Annotated in this window: 25 protein-coding genes; 10 read left to right on the forward strand and 15 right to left on the reverse strand. The window is 37.9% G+C overall.

Features of this window, described 5'->3' with window-relative positions; genetic code table 11:
- The first annotated feature begins 36 nt into the window (after positions 1–36).
- Positions 37–510, forward strand: a complete 474-nt coding sequence (locus tag PR800_RS11310) for an NUDIX hydrolase (RefSeq protein WP_166267453.1) — start codon at positions 37–39, stop codon at positions 508–510.
- A gap of 23 nt (positions 511–533) precedes the next feature.
- On the opposite strand, the gene PR800_RS11315 is transcribed toward PR800_RS11310, so the two are convergent.
- Positions 534–1,148: a LysE family translocator gene (locus PR800_RS11315; RefSeq protein ID WP_102140337.1), complete on the reverse strand. Its 615-nt coding sequence runs from the start codon at positions 1,146–1,148 to the stop codon at positions 534–536.
- Between the two features lie 149 nt (positions 1,149–1,297).
- Between PR800_RS11315 and PR800_RS11320 the strand changes: the two genes are divergently transcribed.
- Positions 1,298–2,182 carry a LysR substrate-binding domain-containing protein gene (locus PR800_RS11320; RefSeq protein WP_102140336.1) on the forward strand — a complete coding sequence of 295 codons (885 nt, stop codon included), beginning with the start codon at positions 1,298–1,300 and terminating at the stop codon, positions 2,180–2,182.
- A 133-nt stretch (positions 2,183–2,315) separates the two neighbouring features.
- A complete protein-coding gene (gene ddlA, locus PR800_RS11325) occupies positions 2,316–3,419 on the forward strand; it encodes a D-alanine--D-alanine ligase (RefSeq protein WP_102140335.1) in 1,104 nt (367 codons plus the stop codon).
- A 55-nt stretch (positions 3,420–3,474) separates the two neighbouring features.
- Here the strand turns inward: ddlA and PR800_RS11330 are convergent, their stop codons facing one another.
- The 5 genes from PR800_RS11330 to hisN form a co-directional block, all read right to left on the reverse strand.
- On the reverse strand, positions 3,475–4,023 hold the full coding sequence (locus PR800_RS11330; RefSeq protein ID WP_231068290.1) for an adenylate kinase: 549 nt from the start codon (positions 4,021–4,023) through the stop codon (positions 3,475–3,477).
- Positions 4,024–4,141: 118 nt separating this feature from the next.
- Positions 4,142–4,915 carry a GNAT family N-acetyltransferase gene (locus PR800_RS11335; protein ID WP_272530834.1) on the reverse strand — a complete coding sequence of 258 codons (774 nt, stop codon included), beginning with the start codon at positions 4,913–4,915 and terminating at the stop codon, positions 4,142–4,144.
- Positions 4,916–4,918: 3 nt separating this feature from the next.
- Positions 4,919–6,019 carry an NAD(P)/FAD-dependent oxidoreductase gene (locus PR800_RS11340; RefSeq protein ID WP_272530835.1) on the reverse strand — a complete coding sequence of 367 codons (1,101 nt, stop codon included), beginning with the start codon at positions 6,017–6,019 and terminating at the stop codon, positions 4,919–4,921.
- Between the two features lie 189 nt (positions 6,020–6,208).
- A complete protein-coding gene (locus PR800_RS11345) occupies positions 6,209–7,369 on the reverse strand; it encodes an MFS transporter (RefSeq protein ID WP_272530836.1) in 1,161 nt (386 codons plus the stop codon).
- Between the two features lie 26 nt (positions 7,370–7,395).
- Positions 7,396–8,196 carry a histidinol-phosphatase gene (gene hisN / locus PR800_RS11350; RefSeq protein ID WP_166267443.1) on the reverse strand — a complete coding sequence of 267 codons (801 nt, stop codon included), beginning with the start codon at positions 8,194–8,196 and terminating at the stop codon, positions 7,396–7,398.
- Between the two features lie 89 nt (positions 8,197–8,285).
- On the opposite strand from hisN, the gene PR800_RS11355 reads away from it, so the two are divergent.
- Positions 8,286–9,056 (forward strand): DeoR/GlpR family DNA-binding transcription regulator, encoded by a 771-nt coding sequence (locus tag PR800_RS11355; protein ID WP_272530837.1) that lies wholly within the window; start codon positions 8,286–8,288, stop codon positions 9,054–9,056.
- A gap of 110 nt (positions 9,057–9,166) precedes the next feature.
- On the forward strand, positions 9,167–10,090 hold the full coding sequence (locus PR800_RS11360; protein ID WP_272530838.1) for an alpha/beta hydrolase family protein: 924 nt from the start codon (positions 9,167–9,169) through the stop codon (positions 10,088–10,090).
- Positions 10,091–10,176: 86 nt separating this feature from the next.
- Here PR800_RS11360 and PR800_RS11365 read toward each other — a convergent pair whose 3' ends face one another.
- Positions 10,177–10,959 (reverse strand): GNAT family N-acetyltransferase, encoded by a 783-nt coding sequence (locus tag PR800_RS11365; RefSeq protein ID WP_272530839.1) that lies wholly within the window; start codon positions 10,957–10,959, stop codon positions 10,177–10,179.
- A gap of 185 nt (positions 10,960–11,144) precedes the next feature.
- Here PR800_RS11365 and yqfB point away from each other — a divergent pair, with 185 nt between their 5' ends.
- The gene (yqfB, locus tag PR800_RS11370) at positions 11,145–11,474 is read left to right on the forward strand and encodes a N(4)-acetylcytidine aminohydrolase (protein ID WP_272530840.1); all 330 of its coding nucleotides are present in this window, start codon (positions 11,145–11,147) and stop codon (positions 11,472–11,474) included.
- Here the strand turns inward: yqfB and PR800_RS11375 are convergent, their stop codons facing one another.
- Complete coding sequence (locus tag PR800_RS11375) at positions 11,475–12,341, reverse strand: LysR family transcriptional regulator (protein WP_272530842.1); 867 nt, start codon at positions 12,339–12,341, stop codon at positions 11,475–11,477.
- A 96-nt stretch (positions 12,342–12,437) separates the two neighbouring features.
- Here PR800_RS11375 and PR800_RS11380 point away from each other — a divergent pair, with 96 nt between their 5' ends.
- The gene (locus PR800_RS11380; RefSeq protein ID WP_272530843.1) at positions 12,438–13,343 is read left to right on the forward strand and encodes a DMT family transporter; all 906 of its coding nucleotides are present in this window, start codon (positions 12,438–12,440) and stop codon (positions 13,341–13,343) included.
- A gap of 35 nt (positions 13,344–13,378) precedes the next feature.
- Here the strand turns inward: PR800_RS11380 and PR800_RS11385 are convergent, their stop codons facing one another.
- From PR800_RS11385 to PR800_RS11405, 5 genes are all read right to left on the reverse strand, one after another.
- Positions 13,379–14,245 (reverse strand): SDR family oxidoreductase, encoded by an 867-nt coding sequence (locus PR800_RS11385; RefSeq protein ID WP_210848080.1) that lies wholly within the window; start codon positions 14,243–14,245, stop codon positions 13,379–13,381.
- Positions 14,246–14,273: 28 nt separating this feature from the next.
- Positions 14,274–14,795, reverse strand: a complete 522-nt coding sequence (locus PR800_RS11390) for a GNAT family N-acetyltransferase (RefSeq protein ID WP_210848079.1) — start codon at positions 14,793–14,795, stop codon at positions 14,274–14,276.
- Between the two features lie 128 nt (positions 14,796–14,923).
- A complete protein-coding gene (locus PR800_RS11395) occupies positions 14,924–15,913 on the reverse strand; it encodes a D-cysteine desulfhydrase (protein WP_102140322.1) in 990 nt (329 codons plus the stop codon).
- A gap of 15 nt (positions 15,914–15,928) precedes the next feature.
- Entirely contained in the window at positions 15,929–17,356 is a 1,428-nt protein-coding gene (locus tag PR800_RS11400) for a Na+/H+ antiporter NhaC family protein (RefSeq protein WP_102140321.1), read from the reverse strand.
- A 175-nt stretch (positions 17,357–17,531) separates the two neighbouring features.
- Complete coding sequence (locus tag PR800_RS11405) at positions 17,532–18,074, reverse strand: GNAT family N-acetyltransferase (RefSeq protein ID WP_166267431.1); 543 nt, start codon at positions 18,072–18,074, stop codon at positions 17,532–17,534.
- A 152-nt stretch (positions 18,075–18,226) separates the two neighbouring features.
- On the opposite strand from PR800_RS11405, the gene PR800_RS11410 reads away from it, so the two are divergent.
- Complete coding sequence (locus tag PR800_RS11410) at positions 18,227–19,081, forward strand: helix-turn-helix domain-containing protein (RefSeq protein ID WP_210848078.1); 855 nt, start codon at positions 18,227–18,229, stop codon at positions 19,079–19,081.
- A 2-nt stretch (positions 19,082–19,083) separates the two neighbouring features.
- On the opposite strand, the gene PR800_RS11415 is transcribed toward PR800_RS11410, so the two are convergent.
- Entirely contained in the window at positions 19,084–19,983 is a 900-nt protein-coding gene (locus PR800_RS11415; RefSeq protein ID WP_181489781.1) for a LysR family transcriptional regulator, read from the reverse strand.
- 117 nt (positions 19,984–20,100) lie between these two features.
- On the opposite strand from PR800_RS11415, the gene PR800_RS11420 reads away from it, so the two are divergent.
- Positions 20,101–21,279 (forward strand): MFS transporter, encoded by a 1,179-nt coding sequence (locus PR800_RS11420; protein WP_272530845.1) that lies wholly within the window; start codon positions 20,101–20,103, stop codon positions 21,277–21,279.
- Positions 21,280–21,442: 163 nt separating this feature from the next.
- A complete protein-coding gene (ada, locus tag PR800_RS11425) occupies positions 21,443–22,522 on the forward strand; it encodes a bifunctional DNA-binding transcriptional regulator/O6-methylguanine-DNA methyltransferase Ada (protein WP_407072556.1) in 1,080 nt (359 codons plus the stop codon).
- A gap of 259 nt (positions 22,523–22,781) precedes the next feature.
- Here ada and PR800_RS11430 read toward each other — a convergent pair whose 3' ends face one another.
- Positions 22,782–22,919, reverse strand: coding sequence for a hypothetical protein (locus PR800_RS11430; protein ID WP_166267429.1), 138 nt, complete (start codon positions 22,917–22,919; stop codon positions 22,782–22,784).
- Positions 22,920–22,975: the final 56 nt, after the last annotated feature.

A 22,975-nucleotide genomic window follows, 5' to 3' on the forward strand; every position in this document is an offset into this window, starting at 1 on the left:
GGTAAGAATGGCACAATAAAAAAGAGAAGTGGTGAGATGAGAAAGGAAATTAAACATTTTACGGCAACAGCAATGATCCGTAATGAGCATGGTGAGTTTTTATTACACGAACATCAAAAACTTGGTTTTTGGTTACCCCCAGGTGGCCACATTGAAGAGAATGAAGAACCACAACATGCTGTTTTTCGAGAAGTTCTTGAGGAAACAGGGCTAGAGTGCCGAGTGATTAGTTGCGGTTTGCCATTTGCCTCACAAGTGCATGATTCATCTCATACACAAGTACTACCGTTGCCCATTGCTATTTTGAAAGAATTTATTGCGGATAAAAAGAGAGGAAACCATTGGCATATTGATATGATTTACTTATGTGAGCTATTACCCTCATCACAACCGCCTTTTGCTCCATTTGAATGGGTGCCATTTGAGAAACTCACCAAACTCAATATTCCTGAAGATGTTATTGAGTTGGCGAAAGTGGTTAATGAATACTATCGGTTGCAGGGCAAATAGCGATCATTTGTGTGAATATAAGATTAATTTACATTAAAGAATAATAAAGATAATCCCAATAGAATGAGTAGAGTACCAATTGTTCTATCCATAACGAATTGGTAGTTAAGAATTTTGTTTCGTACTACAGGTGTTGCAAAGAAAATAGCAATTAGACTAAACCAAAGCCAATGAGCGAAAGAAATAAATAGGCCATAACTCAAATTTAACCAAATTGAGTTCTGTGTACTGATAACTTGGCTATACACAGAGACCACAAAAAACATGGTTTTTGGGTTTAACGCATTCGTTAAAAAACCATTTTTAAATGCATTTAAGGCCGATAATGGCTTTGAGGTGGTCTTGTCTGAGGATATTTTGACTTTATTAGTCAATGATTTAAACCCGATGTACACCAAATAAAATACACCAATAAGTTTAACGATTAAGAATAATGTTGGTGAACTCAAAATGACTAAAGTGATGCCGAAAACGGTATAAAACACATGAACTTGCACACCTATAGCGATACCTAGCGCACACAGTAAGCCTGTTTTAATTCCATAGGTATAACTATTACGAGTTACCATAGCAAAGTCCGGTCCCGGACTAATAACAGCTAAAATGGTTATAGTCGCTACTGCAATAATTTCATTCATATTAATTTCCTAAAAGGTAATAAAAACAGACCAAAAATGTATTTTTTTTGAAATCGCTTGTTTATTTATTGTTTTTATTATCAATAGATTGAATAAAACTAAAAAGCGATTTATCCTGACGCAAATCTGTCAGTTTTAGTTACCTATATATGAAACTACCACCATTAACGTCATTACGTTTTTTTGATACTGCTGCAAAAGCAGGCAGTTTTGTGCAAGCGGCACATGAGTTGAATGTGACTCATAGTGCGATTAGCCGACAAATTCGTTTATTAGAAGAATACCTTGGTGTTGAGTTATTCGAACGAAGGAACCGTGCTGTTTTTTTAACAGCGAACGGCCAAATATTGTTACAAACCACTAGTTCGATATTTGAACAGCTCAAAGATGGTATTGAAAAGATAAAAAACAGCACATTTCCTGATGTTGTTAGCTTGTCTTGTGAACCAACAATTGCAATGAAATGGTTAATACCTCGACTTACGCATTTTTATCAGCAATATCCTCATATTACAGTACATTTAGTCGCAGCTGGTGGTGTAATTGATTTCACAAAAACGAACGTTGATTTAGCATTGAGGCGTAATGATTTTAAATGGAATGACAATCTTTGCGCGGTAAAAGTGTGTTCAGAACGAATGGGAGTCGTGGTTCGGCCTGAACTTGATTTTAAGAAAAACGCTAGTCATATAGCACTGCTATCAACCACATCTAGACCCAATGCATGGGAAACTTGGCAAAATATAAAAGAAATAGCGCTTCAAAATAGTAAAACTATTACATACGAGCACTTTTACTTGTGTATTCAAGCGGCCTTAGCTGGGCAAGGGGCGGCTCTCGCGTCATTTTTGATGGTTGCCGACGAAATACAATCGAAACAATTAGCCGCGCCATATGGTTTTATTGAAGATAATTCAGCGTACTATTTATTGTCATCGAAACCTGTTGAGCAAGGTAGTGCAGCGGCTATTTTTACGCAGTGGCTAATTGAACAGGTGAATATCAGTATTGAAACTCTGATAGATAAAAGATAATTAGCTATCAAAAAAAGAAGGTTTGGTTATAAAGCCAGCGAGTCTTAATGAAAAATAAATAATTTATGCCATAACCTTTTCTTTGCATGCTATATTTCTCGGCTAGGTCTAGTGTTTTATGTCGGAGCAAATAATGAGCAAAATACGAGTCGGTGTTATTTTTGGTGGTCGATCAACAGAACATGAAGTTTCACTACAGTCCGCTAAAAATATTATCAATGGGTTAGATCGCAATAAATTTGATGTATGCCTTTTGGGGATTAATAAAGAAGGGCAATGGCATGAATATAACGAATCTGATTATTTATTGCATGGTGATGATCCCTCTCGTATTGCGTTAAATACGCCTAAGCGAGCCATCGCACTTGTTCCAGGTAAAACGAGCGAGCAATTTATTTCGTTAGAAGATGCCAAGCCATTGCCACAAATCGATGTTATTTTTCCTATTGTTCACGGTAACTTAGGCGAAGACGGCTCGTTGCAAGGGTTATTGCGCATGGCGAATTTGCCGTTTGTAGGCCCAGGTGTTTTAGGCTCCTCTGCCTGCATGGATAAAGACGTTACCAAAAGATTACTTAGAGACGCAGGCTTAAATATTGCTCCATTTATAACAGTGCTCAAAAATGAACGTGCAACAACTGAATATGAAGCGACCGTGGCGCAATTAGGCTTACCACTTTTTATTAAGCCAGCAAATCAAGGTTCATCTGTCGGGATCAGTAAAGTCAGCACTGAATCGGAATTTAACGCGGCGCTGGATTTTGCCTTCTTATTTGATATGAAAGTCCTTATTGAAAGCGCAGTAAAAGGGCGTGAAATTGAGTGCGCCGTATTGGGTAATGAAGAACCTCTTGCCAGCCCTTGTGGTGAAATCGTATTACACGACAGTTTCTATGCGTACCACACTAAATATATTGATGAAAATGGTGCTTCTGTCGTGGCTCCTGCACAATTAGATGATGCAGTGAGTGATAAAATACGTGAGATTGCCTTATCTGCGTACCGCGCACTAAATTGCAGTGGAATGTCCCGTGTGGATGTTTTCTTAACGGAAAACAATGATGTAGTCATCAATGAAATCAACACATTGCCTGGCTTTACAAATATCAGTATGTATCCAAAATTGTGGCAGCAAGGTGGTATGACATACCCACAATTAATCAGCCGACTGATTGAGTTAGGAATTGAAAAATTCCAACAAACTGCGATGTTAAAAACGGCATGTGATGAGCTTTAATCGCTGAGTAAAATACTAACTATCTCGGTGGTTTTTATGACTACCGAGATGTTTCTTAACCCTGAACTTGAGCTTTCATCTGCTGTAAAAATAAATTTGTTTCTTTTGGAGAAGTGAGCCGAACAAACTGAATATGGCGTAAATTGAGATTTGCCATATGACTTAGGTTTCTTTTCTTATTTGGATAGTAGGTCTTTAGCAGCCACAAAATTATCGAATCGCGGCTGAAAAATGCATTTTTCCAACGTTCTTTATTGCCTGTATCTTCCCACAGCTCTTGCCCAGAAAAAATGCGCGCTAATGTACGCGTAATAGACTGATAAAGGGTTCGAGGCAAGGAGTAATCCAACCAAACCACCATATCAACCTCTTTCCATTTAATGGGTTGAGTCCGTGTATAGTTTCCATCAAGGACCCATCCAGACCCCGCGTTATCTAATGCAGCGGTGAGTTTCTGGCTAAGCTCATCATCCGAAGAACCTTGCCAATTTGCTAGCCAATATAAGCTATCTAACTCAATAGGAGGGACATTTAACAACAAAGAAAGTTGCTGGCAAAGGGTACTTTTACCGCTGCCACTCGTGCCAATAATATTAATTTTCATATGTAAACATCAGACGGATTTTGTTATTAGGATTGATTTGGAATGGCTGAATCTGGAACCATTGCCTGAGCAATGATCCCAGATTAGATGCCTCTACAAGTAACTCAATTGTTGTAAATTATTTGCACCAGACATAATTGATATAGCGGAATAGTGGCTCAAAACCGAATTTTTTATATAGGTCAAAACCTGCTTCAGACGCATCTAGGAAGCAGTGCTCTACGCCTTGCTGGCGGCAAAATACAAGTGCGTAATCAATGAGTTGTGAAGCGTAGCCATTACCTTGGTAGCTTGGCTCAGTACCAATATCATCAAAACGGGCTAACGTTCCTTCAATCGTCACAGTCATTGAGGTCGCAGGCTCGCCATTGACGAGTAACACAAGGTGAAACTGTGGAGCGCCTTGCTGTAGTGCATCTTCATGATAACGCACATATTCCTGAATAACCTGGTCGTGCTCTTCTGACAGATAAAATGCAGAAACCAGAGGCTTTGCCCACAAGGACAGATCGTGATTCGCTAAGACGATATCGACTTGGTTATCAGGCAGTTCAACTTCATTTTGCTTAGCTAAGGTTAATGCCATCGCAGTAGTGACGCTGTCACGTTTATACCCTAAAGATTCGGCTTCATTAACCACCTGCGGGAGCATCTCTTCGGGGATCACTAAGGTATGGTTTTTCTTCTGTGAAACAAACAGGTTGTGAGCCTGCATAAAGGCGTGACTGGTCGAGTCAGGCTGCAAATAAATGAAGTTAAACGCCGGCGAATTAAGGGGCGTTAAATAGCAAATTGTGTGTTGTGCAATCTGGATACTATGTTCACAAATAGATGTCCAAAACGTTTTTTCAATCGATTGATAATGTCTTAAATAGTACAACGGAATATTCATTTGTCAGTTACCTGATACAAAACGAGTTAATCGATATGGGCCAAGGGCAGCTTGTTCTATTCCATGCAAGATTTCATCTTGAGCCAATTGGCATATCAAAGGCGCTAGCGTGATCGCAGCGTGCATACTGATAATATATAAACCTTCGAAATCAGCAACTTTTCCGACAATTGGCATCTCATCTTTAGGCATAGGTCGCATTCCTATGAAAGCGTTTTCAAGATTTAACGTATGACTACCTATAAATGAATTTTTAATCGTTGTAAGGGCGTTTTGTGCGATAGCCACCGCATTGTGCTCAGGTTTTTCACTAATATAGTCTTCAGCACAGAGTATTTTACCTGAACCTGCTGGCCGTAGCTCCATTTGTGGTGTCGAAATGATATGTTGAACCAATGTTTGCTCGGTGGAGCCATTGATATGCACAATGATAGAGGGAGAGGCTATAACAGGTAATTCAACATGTAGCGATTCCATAAGTGCAGTCGCGTCTGTACCCGCAGTCACGATAACCTGTTCAGCCCAAAAAGTATCTGTTTGAGTCTTTACGCCAATGATGCGTCCACCTTCCTGCAAGATAGCTTGAACTTCCTGTTCAGGTAAGTAAATAACGCCTTGTTCAATAGCAAAGGATAATAGCGTTTTTGTTGCATGAATGGGGTCAACACTACCTTCATCTGGGCAAAATGCAGCGAGTTCAGGTAAAACAGATAAGCAAGGTTCCATCTTGTGAACGGTTGACTTGTCCAATAATTCGACATTAAATCCACTCTGTTGGTGGTGGTAGACATATTCTGCAGTTGCTGAATCTGTTTCTTGCCAGCTGAGAGCACCTGTCCACTGGATATTTAACTTTCCATCAGTGTGTTCATCGAGTTCATGCCATGCAACAAGCGCCTGTTGGCGAAGTTGGCTATATGCATCAGGCCTTCCATATGACACATTCAACCAAGCGAAAGCGTGCTGTGTAACACCTTGGCCTGCGTGCGCTTTATCAAGCAAAATGACCTGCTTATCAGATTGTTTTGATAAATACCAAGCTAATGTTGTACCAACAAAACCAGCTCCAATAATAATAATATTTTTTTTATGAGTCGGGTCCATTAAGCCTCAGTGTTTACAAGGAAATCGTTAGCAGGAAAATTAGAAAGGATTTTAATAGTTTAATGAATAATTATATAGATGAAACCTATAAATAAAGCACGATTACACCCATTTTTATCAGATACGAACAATTGATGACAGAAAACGGAGAATAGGGCTACAACCTAGTAGCCCAATGAGACTAAAAAATTAAACACGGATAAAACGAGTCACAAAAGCAATAATAACTAATAGTGCAGAGATTAATAATAATGCAGTCGCCAACGATAGTTGGAAAGCAACAAAACCAATAGCAGCTGGTCCCGCCAAAATACCTAAATAGCCTAAAGTAGAAATTGCGGGTACGGCAAGAGCCTCTGGCATCGTTTTTTGCTTCCCTACAGCAGAAAACATCACCGGTACTATATTAGATGAACCCGCACCGACTAATGCAAAACCCATGATGGCCAATATGAGATGAGGAGATAAAACAGCAATAACAAAACCGAGGCAAGCAAGTAAAGCACCTAAAAATACGACACGTGCGGAACCGACTCGCATAACAATTTTGTCGCCCAGTAATCGGCCAATAGTCATGGTTGTAGCAAAAGCAGCAAACCCTAAACCGCCTAAAGTCTCTTTTAATCCATGGTGTTCAATTAAGAATACAGCACCCCAGTCAAGTACTGCGCCTTCAGCAAGAAAAACGGCAAAACAGACGATGCCAATCACCAAAACAACGCCTTTTGGGATAGCGATAAGCGGGCCAGTTGGGGCATTAGCGTAAGGGATTAAACCGTTATAGCAAATAGCTAACAAAACCACTGCAACAACTGAAATGATGATTGATGACATTGTTGCGGAAGCACCAAGTAGCAAAACTAAACTCATGGTACCTGCACCCGCGATGCCACCGACACTATAAAAACCATGAAAACCAGACATGATTGGTTTATCAGATGATTTTTCAACAATCACTGCTTGAATATTCATCGCGCAATCCGTTAAACCAATGAAAATCCCAAATAATAATAAGGCAATAATGATAAAGTTAACTTGCGATAAAGAGGATAAAATGGGGAATAACAAACTAAAGGCGATGGTGGAAAAAACCATTAAGCGGCGGCAGCCAAACTTGGCAGCTAATGCTCCAGTCACTGGCATCGCAATAAGTGCCCCTCCACCAAAACATAATAGCAGCATGCCAAGGGTAGCATCATTTGCTCCTGTGTTTAGTTTGACATAAGGAACAATGGCCGCCCAGGCTGCGGTAACAAAACCAGCAATAAAAAAAATAATTCGAGTAGAAATTTGCTCCCTTTTAGCGGGTATTAAAGATATATGGCTATTAACTTGTTGAGTAGATTGCATTTTATAGTACTTCTTAAAAAATAAAATTAACTACCTGTATTTAAGATAGTCAGAATTTGTTCATGAAGATATGGACAGCCCGTTGCAACAACGGCACCGCCAGCTTCGGCTCGGTTGCCATCCAATGTAGTCACTATGCCACCCGCACGTTCTATAATAGGGATTAATGGAACAATATCATAAGGTTCCAGTGCGAATTCGACACAAATATCGATTCTACCTGCTGCTAACATTGCCATTGCATAGCATTCTCCTCCATAGCGAGTCATAAGTACCTGTTTCTCCAGCGCCATAAAATGAATGTCTGGGCGTGCTGCAATAGGTTCTGGTGATGTGGTATGCAAAATGGCTTGCTCGAGTTTGACTTGCTTGCGAGTAGATAAGCGATATTGCCCGTGAGAGCTACTGGTCCAGCTCCCGTGTTGGTCAGCCCAAAAGCGTTCGCCAATATAGGGTTGGCTCATCATCCCCATAACCGCTTTGCCATGTTCAGTTAGGCCTATCAGGTTTGCCCATAAAGGAAGACCACAAAGGAAAGGGCGGGTTCCATCAATGGGGTCAAGCACCCATTGAATGGGACCAGTACCCGTTATTCCATACTCTTCACCCATGATAGAATGCGTTGGGTAATGTTTGGATATCAGTTCTCGCATGGCTTTTTCTGCTAGCTTATCTGCTTGAGTGACCGGGTCGAAGCGATAGTTCTCTTTGGGTTTGTTTGCAATAACGCTGAGTTCATGTGTTCGATAGTATTCAAGGGAAATTTTACCGGCAGTATTTGCAAGCTCATGTAAGAAAAAGCTATCTGGTAACGGAGAGTGCGCCATTTAGTTGTCCTCGAGTGCTTGAACAAGATAGTGTTTGACATCTTTTCTTGCTCGATTATGATCGATAAAAATAGTTAATGAGGAATTCCATGCTCGATTATGTCGCTTTTCCAGAACAAAGGCAAAATAAAATTCGCCAGCTACTACAAGATGAAGGGCGAGTGGTTTGCACGACATTAGCCCGTGAAATGCAAGTTTCAGAGCATACTATTCGTAGGGATTTAAATGAACTAGCACAAGAAGGCGTTTGCCGCCGAGTCCATGGTGGAGCGGTTAGTATGCTTGAAGAAAAGGGCGCATTCGAGCAGAGAACGGCACAAAACCAAGATGAAAAGATCAAAATAGCGAAGGCTTGCAATAAACTAGTCAAACAAAATACCTGTATTTTTATTGATTCAGGTTCAACTAACTTAGAAATCGCTCGTTATTTACCTTCAGAACTATCGTTAACGGTTGTGACTCACTCTCCATCAATAGCATTGGAATTAATGAAAAAACCACTATATGAAGTGATTTTAATTGGTGGGAAATTAAACCGCCAAGTTGGCGCGAGCATTGATATTTCTGCAGTAAATCAAATAAACCAAATTCATTTTGACCAATGCTTTATTGGTGGCTGTGCTTTAGATCCACAAATGGGGGTCTCGATATTCGATTATGAAGAATCTAAATTTAAGAAAATCCTTTTTGAGCGCAGTAATCAAGTTATTATGGGAGTGACCGCGGACAAGTTACCCGGGGTCGCGAGGTATAAGATTGCCAATTGTGATCAAATTTCAATCTTAGTTATGACAACAGAATTGAATAAACAAACGGCTGACTTGTTTACTAATATGGCAATAAAGATCGCACAAGCATAGGCCATTATATCTAACGTTTATCTTATATCGTGAGGGCATTTTAGGTGCTATTTGTTATAAAAAACTCAATATAATATCGTCGAAAGGCCCTTACAAAACATGATGAGTGTATGATGAAATTAAAAATTGCCGTGTTGTTATTTTCAACTTATTCGTTAAGTGTATTTGCTCAGGATTTACCTGTGAATATGCAAACTCTTCACCTAGCGGGCAAAGAAATAAACTATTACTTAATCCAAAAGCAAGCAGAAAAATCAAAGGATTTATTAGTTTTATTACAGGGTTCTGATTGTAAAAGTGTTATTAATAACCCAAATATGTTGAAAAACTTCGGTGTTGTATTTCCTGATAATGATATTTTATTAGTTGAAAAAACAGGGCTAAACAGTCATGTGGGGACTAAAGATGAAGAAGCTTCAGAAGAAGAATGCCCTGTTGACTATATGTCGAAAGACTCGCCATTAGAACGCGCCAATAATTATATAGTGGTATTAAAACAATTGAAAAATGATTACCAACACATCGTGCTATTAGGCGGAAGTGAAGGTGCGTTGGTGACTAATTTAATTGTTGCTCAAGAAAACTTTATTACCGCATCCGTTGCATTGAATGTTGGTGGTCAATATTTTATCAATGACGTATTGTACAGTATTGAAAATAATACACCTAAAGAAGAGGTTGCAAACTCAAAAGAAGGTTTTAAACAATTTGCAGAAGCGGTAAAACAAAAGCAATTAAATAACGACCAATTTGTCAGTGGACATGGTTCAAAATGGTGGTATGAGATGCTTACCATTGATAATTCAAAACTTATCCAGTCAGTCAAAACTCCACATTTAGTGATACAAACAATGGCGGATACCAATGTGGATGCTCATGGTACAGATAATATGATGCAACAAATCCGTAATCCCCATGTTAGTTATCGAGCATATCAAGATTTAGACCATTTTTTCAAAGATAAAAATGGGCAATTGCAGACAGAACAAATTGTGACAGATATTCAACATTGGTACCAAACGGTGACAAAATAAAGTGGATATATTAGTGGAATTACTCCCATTATTATGTCACCCCCGAACAATTAGGCACCTCGGTTATTAAGATGCATTTAATAAAATCACTCTGCAATGTAGCTGTAGTAATTAAATATAGGTTCAAAACCCAGCTTTTTGTAGATAGATAATCCATCGCTGGATGATTCTAATACACACTGTTTAACCCCTTGCTGATGGCAAAGGTATAGCGCATGTTTAATAAGTAAAGTCGCTAGCCCTTTACCTTGGTATTGAATATCAGTACCAATATCATCAAGTCGAGCTGTTTGATTATTAAATGTCATAGTTAAGGTTGAGACTGGTTGCTGATCTGCAAATAAGACTAAATGCACCATATTAGTTTGTTTATCAAGCGCTCTCTGGTGATAACGAATATACTCGTCGGTAACAGTTGAGTCACTTTCATCTGTATCAGAATCGACAGGGAATGCTGTAATTAAAGGCTGAGCCCAATCTTTCAGTTGTTCATTGCTCAGTGCTACCTGAAAACCAGAATTAAGCTGTGGTGGTGAATTGTATTGTGATAAAGCCTCTTGCGGCAAAATCATTGCGGTTGATTCACCATCTGCGATTAATCCACGTGTCGCTATTTCCGTCTCAAATACTGAAAGTACCTGTTCATGAACAACCAATACATAAGGTTTAGCTTGCTGTTTGAATAACGTTTCGGCCTTTTCGTAATCTGAAATGAGAGCGCCTTGGTGGAGATAAATATAATTAAATATAGGTAATGGCAGCTCAGAAAAATAAGCACTAGTTTGGTTGCTGATTTTCACCGCATTTGCACATATTGCAGCCCAAAAATAGTGTTCTTGTTGATAGAACAAATTTTCATTGTTATTCATTATGTGTACTCAATTTATTGTAGTAGATAATATTTTTATAGTTTGATTGTATATAAAACTGAGTGTTCACTATAGTGTTCGTAAAATTGGAAGCACAAAAAGAACCATTTTATTGCAATTTATTAGGTTTATAAGAAAATAGGGGCTCCTAACAAAGGCATTGCATAAGAAATAAGAGAAATATTATGAATAACGCCCCAGACACGATAACCTTTTTTGAGCGTTTACTTCCATTGGTGGTTTCCGGTAAAAAAATTATCACTATCCGTGATAAAAGCGAGAGCCATTATATCCCTGGGACTATTGTGAAGGTATACGCGTTGGAAACAGACGAATATTATACTGATATTAAAATACTGTCGGTAGAGCCAATTTTTTATGATGACATTTCTGAATACCATGCTAAGCAAGAAGCCATGAGTCTAGAGACGTTGAAAGCGCTTATCAAAGAGATTTACCCAAACGAGCCATATTTATACGTAATTACTTACCAGTTGCGAAATAGCACTGACTGATCACGAATATAGTTTTTTTGCAATTTGTAAAAATGCCTTCGTTGCAGGTGATGCTTGGTTTTCGTTATTAACAGCAAAAGCAATACTACGCTTAACCGGTGGGTTAAGGGGTTTAATCACGATGTCTTGAAGATGAGCAGGAATTGCTAATTGTGCAACAATAGAAATTGCTTCTCCCCGAGCTACGAGTGTAAAAGTGCTTAGCAATTGCTTTGTCTTAAATTGAATTTTTGGCGTTAATTTCTGTGAATGAAATAAATCTAGAACGATTTTTCCAGAACCCGCTTGGGTTAAATTAAATGGGTAATCACAAAGCTGCTTCAAAGAAATAGAAGGTTCATTTGCCAGAGGATGGCCTAATGGCAGTATAGCAACCATTTGGTCATCTTTGACTTTAAACGTATCAAAGCGTTCATCGGGTAGAACGACAACACCAACGTCAATTCGCTTTTCTTGTAACCACTGTGTAATGGTTTCATCATCGCCTTCATCAACCATAATATTTATCAATGGATATTTTTGGCGAAACTTATCGAGTAATGGCGGTAGGAGCCCTAAAGATGACCCCGGACCAAAAGAACCAATTCGCAAAATACCCGCCTTCAGACCATTTGCAGCAAATGCTTCTTGCTTCATCGCCTCCTGAATATTGAGCATATTATGAGCTCTTAATAAGAGTTTTTTTCCTATCTCAGTTAACGTGGTTTGATTTTGCTCTCGAGTAAATAACACGACACCAAGATCTTTTTCAAGGGATTTTACCGCGTGTGAAATGGCCGATTGAGAGATGTTTAATTTCATTGCAGCAAGCGTAAAACTTTTGAGTTCGGCTACTATTGTGAATATTTCAAGTTGGCTTAATGTCATGAGTAAATGCTCATTAGGATATGACTCAGCATTAAGGTTAGCTTATCCATCATGTAAAGAGAAGCGAAATATGAGTTGATAACAGGGAATACACGGATGAGCAATATAACAGAAATGAAAAGACGACCAAGTAATTTTATATTTTTCCAAATGGTATGTGTATCTGTCATTTGGGGAGGAACATTCATTGCAGGTAGGGTTATTCAACCTGAAATTTCACCGTTATTATCCGCGACGGTGCGTTTTCTTTTTGCCAGTATTTCGTTGGTTCTTGTCATTATACTCGGTCGATTAGGTTGGAAACGAATAAATAAAAGGCAGCTATGGCAGATTATGTTATTAGGGGCCAGTGGCGTGTTTATTTATCAAATTTTATTTTTTTATGGTTTACAAATTATTCCTGCGTCAAGAGCCGCATTATTAGTCGCCATTAACCCTGCCATGATAGCGTTCATTTCTTTTCTTCTTTGGCAAGAAAAGGTTTCATTGAAAAAAGGTGCTGGGATTACGTTATGTGTTGTTGGGGCAATAATCTTGTTATCAGATAAAGCGCCGAGCAGTGATGTTTTTATGGTTAGTAAAGGAGATCTAGCTATTCTAGGATGTGTAGTTAGTTGGGGGATTTATACTGTAACAGGTAAAAACGTTATTAAAGAAATAGGAGCATTACATACGGTAACTTACGCTGTGTTATTTGGGACTTTGTTATTGATAGTAACGTCGTTGTGTCTCGATATCACATTAGATACGGTATCATTATTTTCTCTAAAAGATTTAGTGAGTTTGGGCTATTTGGGTATTTTGGGATCAGCAATAGCTTACGTCTGGTATTATCAGGGGGTCTCACAATTAGGGGCTGCGGGTGCAGGGGCATTTATTGCACTAAATCCGCTGAGTGCGGTTATTGTGGGAACTCTATTTCTTAATGAGCAAATCAGCACAGTGATTTTTATTGGCGGAATATTAATTGTTTTCGGAATACTTATTGCGAATAAAAAATAATATAAAAATAGGCCAAGTAGAGGCCTATTTTACGTTTATTTAAATTGTTCTTGGTGCTTTAAAATAAATTCTTTAAGTGATGTCGGTGCTTTGCCTGTTATTGTTTGAAAATTATCGAAAACGATTCCTGAGCGGTCTAATTTTCCATTAGTGAAATCTACGTAATGGTCATAGATACTTTTCATATAGGCGAGCTCTAAATTATTTTTAAGGGCATGTTGCCAAAATTCATCGGGATTTTCTGCCTGATAGCTGAAAGGGATCCCCAACTCTTCTGTTAATAACTCAGCTATTTGTGTGTAATTTCTATTCTCATAACCAAGGCGATAAATTTGGCCTGCGTGCTGTTGCGGATTAAGTAAGCAATAAGCCGCAAGTTCAGCAACATCGGCACAGTCTACCCAACTGAGTACCGCATTGCCAAAATAAGAGCGCAAGACACCTTTTTGTAAGTTCTCATCCCCTTGATAACCCAGTAAGTTTTGCATATAAGATTCGGGGCGAAGGTGAGTAAATTGTATTCCTGACCATTCAATATAGCGTTCAATAAGTTGGTGCCATGCCCAATGTGCCACTTGCGCGTTATCGTCCCCACAGGCACCTAAATGCACGATATATTTCACGGCTGATTTTTTTGCGATATCAACAAAAACCTTACTTTGTACAAGCATATCAATGGTATAGCCTGTCATCATGAAAACAGAGTCGATATCTTGTAAAGCGGTTTCAATAGTATCTGGCTTATCATAATCCATAACAACAGTTCGATAAGGTGTGTTCTTCAATTTAGCAGGATCTCTAACCGCTAAAACAATATCATGATAGCCTTTTTCCTGTAATAATTGAACGAGGTAGTGACCAACTTGGCCTGTTGCACCAGTGATAAGAATTGTATTTTTCATGAATATCCTATAGTGACAATATATTCAGTTAAAGTGTTTTGCTCATAATATATTCAAGAGATTGCTGAGTTTCGCTTGTAAATAAAATTTCTTTCATAATATGCATATCGTTTGACTGATAAAATGTCATTGCTCGATTGTTACTTGCGAGAACATCTAGCCATAGCAAAGAGTCACCTTGCTGTTTTGCGAGCGCTTCAATTAATTTAAATACGATTTTTCCATAACCTTTACCTGTAGCACTAGGAGAAAAGTAAAGTTTATTTAATAAAGTACCAGCTAAATCGGTTTCAGGTATACAGGAGTGATAGGTTAGTTTTACTAAACCGATTGGGCTTGTATTTTCAATAATATACCAATCAATATACTGTTGATTAAGGTCTGCAGTGATTTTAGCTGTGCTGTACTCTTGACTTAAATATGTGTTAAGTTCATTTTGGTTATTCCATAATGTAGCAAAATGATGCAAATAACTTTCCGTACCTATTTTATGTAGCAATAATGCATCATGTTTCGTGGCTTTTCTTAGTATATGGGGAACTTGGTTCATAAATGTTTTCTCCTGTGCTTTATCAGTGTATAGCAATCAATTGATAAACGTCATAGAAGAAGAAAAGTAGAGCACTTTTGGTACTAAATAAGAAGAAAAAAGGGCAACTTAGCCCTTTTAACTGATAACTATTTAATTGTTTGGCTAATATCTGAGTAAGCAAATAATGCTTGAGCTCCACCAGTATGAATAAACAGAACGGGAGTTTTTTCTTCCGAGTTTTCTAAGTAGTCAATTAATCCAGCCATGGCTTTACCGGTATAAACTGGGTCTAATAAAATACCTTCTTGCCTCGCTAATAAATTGATTGCAGCGAGGCCTTTTTGGTTTGGCATTCCATACATCGGGGCAAAGAAATTATCCCATAATTGTACTTTTGGGGTTTTCGTTAGAGCCAGACATTGAGCCAACTCGGTTTGTAACTTCTCGACTTTAGGGGCTTGGTCTTGCTGCTTTCTTGAAACGGTTACGCCAATCACTTGGCTTTGTGGTAATAGTTCTTGCAAACCAATGGCAAGCCCTGCGTGTGTCCCAGCACTCCCAGATGCAACAATAACTTTATCAAATTCTATATGTTCTGGCTTCTGTTGAGCTATCTCAATAGCACATTGAATATAGCCTAAAGCACCTAATACATTTGACCCACCCACAGGAACAATATAGGCATCTTTAAGAGAAAGAGTTTCAATTAGTGCTTCCATTTGAGATTGTGGGTCAGTTAATTCATCACACATGACACAACGAGTGGCAAATAAGTCGGTTAATAATTTATTACCATTATGCAGAAAGTTAGGGTTATCACTTTGAATTGGATTTTCTAACAAAGCGACGCATTCAAGCCCATACATGGCAGCAACAGCCGCAGTTTGGCGGACATGGTTTGATTGAATTGCCCCCGCAGTAACAATAATCTTTGCTTTTTTGGCTAATGCATCGGCCATTAAAAATTCGAGTTTACGTAATTTATTCCCCCCCATGGCAAGAGGGGTCATATCATCACGTTTTATATAGATCTCACGGCCAAACTTATGCGATAAATTATTTAATCGATTAAGAGGAGTCGATGCGTTAAGTAAATCTATTTTTGCGAACTGTACTAATTGTTGTTGAAGAGACATCTAAACTCCCAATAATTAATAAGAGAAACCAAGGTAAAGGTAAATAGCAAGTACAACACTGGCCGTTACAAGTGCATAAGGCATTTGTGTTCGGATATGTTCAATATGTTCGCAGTCTGTCGCCATTGAGGCAACAATAGCATCCGCAGAGATTGGAGAGGTCATATCACCAAATATTGAGCCAGAAATTGCTGCACCTATCATATATTCAACAGGCATTCCTACAGACAGGCCTAATTGAACTCCGATAGGGATCATTATAGCGAAAGTTCCCCAAGAGGTACCTGTTGCTAAAGACATAATGGCGCTAATTATAAAGATAAAGCCAATAGAAAACCCTGGCGCCATAACGCCCTGAGTAACTTCAGCAATATAAGCACCTGTATTTAACTCAGCAGAAACATTTCCCATTAAGAATGCTAAAATCATAATTGAACTAATTTTTAGCATGTTGGCATAACCGATAAACAACTCTTTGAAGAACGCATCAATATTTAATAGGCGTCGGCCGACAAACCAACAGAAAGAAACCACTGTACCAAACATGACACCCCAATATACGGAAGTCGATCCACTTCCTTTGCTAAAGTCACCGTCGCCTGTAATATACAGAGCAATAGGTACCATTAACACCGTCGATAAAATAGGAATAAAAAAGTTTAATGAGGAATGAGCATTAGGATGGTCAATAATCTCTTCTTCGCTATCTTGGCTTTGTAATTGGGAAATATTCCCTGCAATGAAATTCTGTTGATATTTTTCTTCCGCTTTTTTCATGGGGCCCCATGAAACGTTAGTGAATACATAGAATAGAATAGTTATAATGGATAGCCATGCCATCAAGTTGTATCCAATCGAAGTAATTAAAATATCAAAAGGTTCACCTTGAATCAGCCCTTGGGATATTTGTACCCCGATTAACCCCATTATTACCGCTCCCCAGCCATTAATAATGGCGGAGGAACAAACAGAAACACACGCCGTTTGGATAATATAGGACATTTTTTCAGGGGCAACGCCATATTGTCGTGCGAGATTCTTAGTTGAAGCTCCGGCTACTAGCTGGTTAATAGAGCTTTCAATAAAAATAAGAGAGGTAATGATAATGGCGAGCAATTGAGTAGATTTACGGTTTTTAATCAGTTTTGTTTTATTTGTGAGTAACTGAACTAGAGCGCGAACTCCGCCTGTAACGACAACAAGTCTCATGATCCCACCAATCATGACCATAAAGACAATTGTTCGCGTATTCCCCGCCGATGAAAACGTATCAATAATACCATCAACAGTACCTTGCACACCTAATAGTAGATTGTGGTCATGAATAACAGTAAAACCAACGAGTATTCCTAACATTAATGAAAGCATGACTTGGCGAGTTAATATCGCCAAAATTATCGTCACAATGGGGGTAATAACGGTCCAAATACCATAGTCCTGCATGTGTTTACCTGTGATCCTAGTGAAAGTATGAATTTTATAATTATCGAAAAATCATAGCATTAATAGGAACACGGTAGAATAATTTTATTCAGCTTGAAATGAGTTGTGGCAATAAATTAATAAGAAAAAGGCCAAACAGATAAATGCTGGCCATATGTATAGATGGAATCAAATATTACTGTCGAGCTTGCCACTCTTTAGCGGTTATTTTACTGACATCTTCTGTCTTAGTTTCACCAATTAATTCAATAAATTGAGGTTCAAGAGTTGCATAGTATTTGAAGCCACATTTTTCTTGGGCAATTTTAGATTGTTCGTTACCTTGAAAGTAACCGCACCATAAATTATCTAATTTTAAATTAGTGAATGCATGGTGCATGATGGCGTTAATTGATTCTGGTATAAGGCCTTTACCCCAGAAGGGTACACCAATCCAATAACTAACTTCTGCATCATTTTCCCCAATGGGGAAATTACTTTCATGGCTAAATGATAATCCAATCAGACCAATAGCTTGGTTTTCATTTTTTAACGTTACAGCGTAAATTTCATCACGCATAAAAATATTCTTGATGATAGAAAGACTCTCTTCTTCACTTTTATGAGCTGGCCAACCTGCGATTGGGCCAACTCTTTCATCTCTTGCATAGAAATATAAATCAGCGGCATCTGTTTCTTGCCAAGGACGCAATACTAACCTATTTGTTGTAAGTACCATTTTCTAGTCTCTTCGTAAGGTGTTTTTAAACTTGGAGACCATTTTAGGTATTTATGGAAATAAAATAAGGGCGTAACTTGTTCATTTTGGGTACTTATGGCAACTTTTTTGTTATGCTTGCGTCATATGAAGCAAATTAAAGCACAATAATCATGCAGCATTTAAAAAATTATCAGATTGATTTGCCTGAAGCCATTCGGATTGGTGAAAGCAATATGGATGAAATGCAATGTAAACCGATTAAGACATCTTATGTGACGGTTTGTATATGCAAGCAAGGACATGCAGTATTCAATATTAATTTTAAACGGCACCCGGTACGTAAAAACGATATTATCGTTTTATATGATGACTCCTTTGCAATGCTGCAAGCCAAAACACGCAATTTTCGTTTGGAATATTGGTTGATTGATAAAAAGCTAGCAACAGAAATTGCTTATGCATTACCACGTCAACTGTTTGCTTTTTTTAATGATTTTCCTGTTATTTCAACGCCATTAGGAAAAGTGGAGCTACTTGAAAACTGGAGGTATATTCTTCTAGCTATAGTGCATAACTGGGGCGAACATGGGTTATTACAGTTAAAAAATCATTTGCAAAATTTATTTTTAGAAATTAATCATCATACTCAACACACATTTAGTAAACCAGAAAATAAAAGCCGCCAAGAGCAACTATGCTGGCGTTTTTGGGACTTAATTACAATTTACTGTAAACAATATAAAGAAGTAAAATTCTATGCTGAAAAATTGTCTATTACGCCATTTTACTTATCTAAGATTAGTCAAAGTTTCTTTAATGACCCGCCAAAAGTATTAATTGATAGGCAAGTTATTCTAGAAATAAAAGCATTATTAGAAGTTGGTAATCTGTCCATTAAGCAAATTGCTGATGAATTAAATTTTGAAGATACATCCTATTTATGCCGCTATTTTAAACGGCATACAGGAATGACATTAACGGGATTTAAAAAACGAGTTGCACAAAGAGAGCAGGGAAATAAATAACATTAGTATGGTTCAATTTTTGTTGAGTACTTTTTTATAAACTCAATAAAACAGCGCAGCCGTGGCGAAACAGCTTGGTTACGGTAATAAACTGCATTTATGGGCTGACGGATCTCAATGGTTTCTTTTGTTAACACTTGTACTAACTCCCCACTTGCGAAGGCGTCTTGCGTGACGAAATCAGCAGAACATAGAATTCCAGCACCTTGAATAGCAAGGTGAAATAAAACTTCACCGCTGGCACCTGCAATATCGGGGGTAATTTTTAATAACTGTCCATCATGCGACGTAACAGGCCATGTATTTAAGGACTCTGGATGAGTAAAACCTAATAGGCAATGTTTTTTCAATTCATCAACGCTCTGTGGTACGCCATATTTTTCTAAATAGGAAGGACTAGCAACTAAACGTTTCTGGCTAAAGCCCAGTAAAGTAGCATTGAGTGATGAATCCTTGAGTGTGCCAATACGAAATGCAACATCAATTCGTTTTTCTAATAGATTAGTAATCCCTTCATAGTTATGGATTTCAAGTTCGATTTGCGGATAAAGTGCATAAAATTGTGGGATCAACGGGGCAATAACATGTGTAAGGAAGGGGGTTGATGCATCTATACGTAATTTACCTGAAGGAATAGCTTGCCGTATTGATAGCATATCTTCAGCTTCTTGAGCTAGTTCAACTATTTTTCGCGATTTCTGCAAAAATGCAGCACCTTCATCACTGAGTTTAATCGAACGAGTTGTTCGGTAGATTAACGTCGTATTTATTTTTTCTTCAAGCCTGAGTAATAAACGACTTACTGTCGATATCGTCATGTTTAATTGTTCTGCAGCTGCGGTGATAGAACCACAATCTACAACGCTAATAAAGGCTTGAAGCTCTTCAAAAGTTATTTTCATTATTGCATATCCGGCAAAAGTTATTTTCACCTTAACGCCTTTTTCATTGAGTATCAATGTGAAAAAATTCTGCTCATTAATAAAAATGTTAATAAATTATTTCAATAAGGTTTTTATATGAGAATTAACACGGCATTACTAGCATTAGCAATAGGGGCTTTTGCTATTGGAGCAACAGAGTTTTCGCCAATGGGAATGCTTCCTTATATTGCTGATAATATACAAGAAAGTATTCCATCTGTGGGTGTGATAGTGGTTATTTATGCCCTTGGCGTTATGGTTGGCGCTCCTATTATGACACTATTATTGGTAAAAAAGCGGCCTAAAGTAGCACTAGTATTTTTGATGTCGATCTTCACTGTTGGGAATGTATTATCGGCAATGTCACCTGATTTAGTGACACTGTCACTTTCACGATTCGTGACGAGTTTGAATCATGGCGCATTTTTTGGATTAGGTGCAATTGTTGCGGCAAGTGTGGTTCCTCCGGGGAAACAAGCAAGTGCAATAGCGGCTATGTTTATGGGGCTAACAATAGCCAATATCGGAGGAGTACCTCTGATGACGAAATTAACACAAGTTGTGGGATGGAGGCAGGCATTTTATTTAATTTCAATTTTAGGCATTCTGACGATTATTAGTTTAATTTGGGCTTTACCAAGTAACCTAATGGGGACAAAAGTAAATGTAAAAAGTGAATTGCGTATTTTACGTCGCCCTCAAGTCCTGTTAGGCATGTTATCTACTGTCTTAGGTGCAAGTGCAATGTTTACGCTGTATACCTATATTACACCAATGTTAATGAGTTTTATTCAGGCTTCAGACCAAATGATCACGATGATGTTAGTGATTATTGGTGTAGGTTTTACTATTGGTAACTATATTGGTGGATTATTTGCAGATAAGTCGCTCTTTGGCACTTTAATAATATTTTTCATTATGTTGGCATTAAGTATGGCTATATTCCCATTTATTGCGATAAATGCTTTTGGTGCGGGTGTCGGCCTAATGATATGGAGTATTTTTAGTTTTGGTATTGTACCACCAATTCAAATGTTAGTTATGAATGCAGCTACAGGGGCTCAAGCCTTAGCTTCTTCCGTTAATATTGGGGCATTTAATTTAGGAAATGCTATAGGTGCAGCAATTGGAGGGGTAGTTTTATCCTACGGGTATAGCTATTCAATGATTAGTTTTATGGGAGCACTCGTTGCTGTTTTAGGTATTTTGGTTATTCTGGTTTCTTTTCGCAAAAAATCCGATATTAAAGTAGAAACTGAAATTGCATATGACTAATTTAATTACATTTATTCAACTGATGATTATCATAAAGTTACAGTTCAATAAATTAAAAGGATTATCGCACTGGATAAATACAATCTGAATTAAAAAGCAATGTTCGGAGTTTTTTGGTACTGAAATTTGCCATAATTAATGTAATTATCTAGCGGAGGGTGGCATGATGACAGCTAAAAATTTGTGGAAAACACCGGAACAGAGATGGCAAGCGGTAATTGAACGAAATAAAGCCGCAGATGGTCATTTTATTTACGGTGTAAAAACATCAGCTATTTATTGCCATCCTTCTGCGGCTGGGCGTTTACCAAATAGAAATAACGTTGAATTTTTCGATAGTGAACAGCAAGCGATTAAACAAGGCTATCGTGCTGGAAAACGTTTTCGAGCAGAAAATTCACGATTAGCCCAATTTTACCAAGAACAAATTGAAAAAGCTTGCCGTTATATTGAACTGCAGGAGCAAGCGGTGAGTCTGGCAAGTTTAGCTGATTATATTGGTATGAGCCGTTACCATTTACATCGTTTATTTAAAGCACAAACCGGGTTAACCCCAAAGGCATACGGGGATGCTTTTCGCCACAAAGCATTGCAACGACAGCTCCAAGAAAAAAAACGAATATCTGACGCTATTTATGATGCGGGTTATCAATCAAATAGTCGCTTTTATGAAGCTTCATCTAAACGATTAGGTATGACACCAAGTGAATGGAAATCAGGTGGCGGTGGTAATAAAATTTATTTTGCTCTTGCAGTTTGCTCATTGGGGACACTACTCGTTGCACAAAGTCCGATAGGTGTTTGTGCTATTTTATTAGGGGATGACCCTGAGCAGTTATTGAATAATTTACAGGATAAATTCCCAAAAGCAGAGCTGATTGGAGGAGATGACGGTTTTGAACAACTGGTAGCTCAGATAGTGGGTTTTATCGAGGCACCTGAAATTGGTTTAAATTTACCATTAGACATTCAAGGTACTGCATTTCAACAGCGCGTCTGGCAAGCTTTACGAAATATTCCATTAGGAGAAACGGTAAGCTACAGAGATATTGCAGAGAAAATTGGCAAGCCTAGTGCAGTCAGAGCGGTAGCTAATGCCTGTGGTGCAAATATGTTAGCTGTCGCTATTCCGTGTCATCGAGTGGTTAGAAGTAATGGTGATCTTTCAGGCTATCGTTGGGGCATTGATCGAAAACAAGCGCTATTGCTAAAAGAAGCCCAGTATAAGGCAGATAATAGTTAATGATAGCTAAGAAAATCATGGGTGGCCATAGTTTTCATATCATTATGTCTAATAAATTACTTTAGCTAGAATATTTAAGATTAACAGCACCTATATTAATATATAATGGGTGCTGTATTAGTAAATACAATATGATATCTAAAACTAAAATATTATTTTTAGAAGTAGCTATTTTCATTTATTGATATGTGAAAAACCCATTACAAACCCATTAAAAACTATCCAGGTAATATGTTTTTTTATACGGTTGATAATAATGCTATATTTTTTGTCCTTTATATTTTTCACGTCTTTTTTCTCGAATAAAAGTATTTGCTTTCTTAAATATCCAAACAATAGGTTGTAATAAGATGAATTTAGGGTATGGCTTTCCTCTTGTGTTTTTTTCATATTCCATAAATATTCCTAATAAAGTACGAATTTATATTTAGAATTGCATGGCGAACATTTTTA

Origin of the sequence: Providencia sp. PROV205 (genome assembly GCF_028479505.1) — a bacterium.
Classification (GTDB): domain Bacteria; phylum Pseudomonadota; class Gammaproteobacteria; order Enterobacterales; family Enterobacteriaceae; genus Providencia; species Providencia huaxiensis.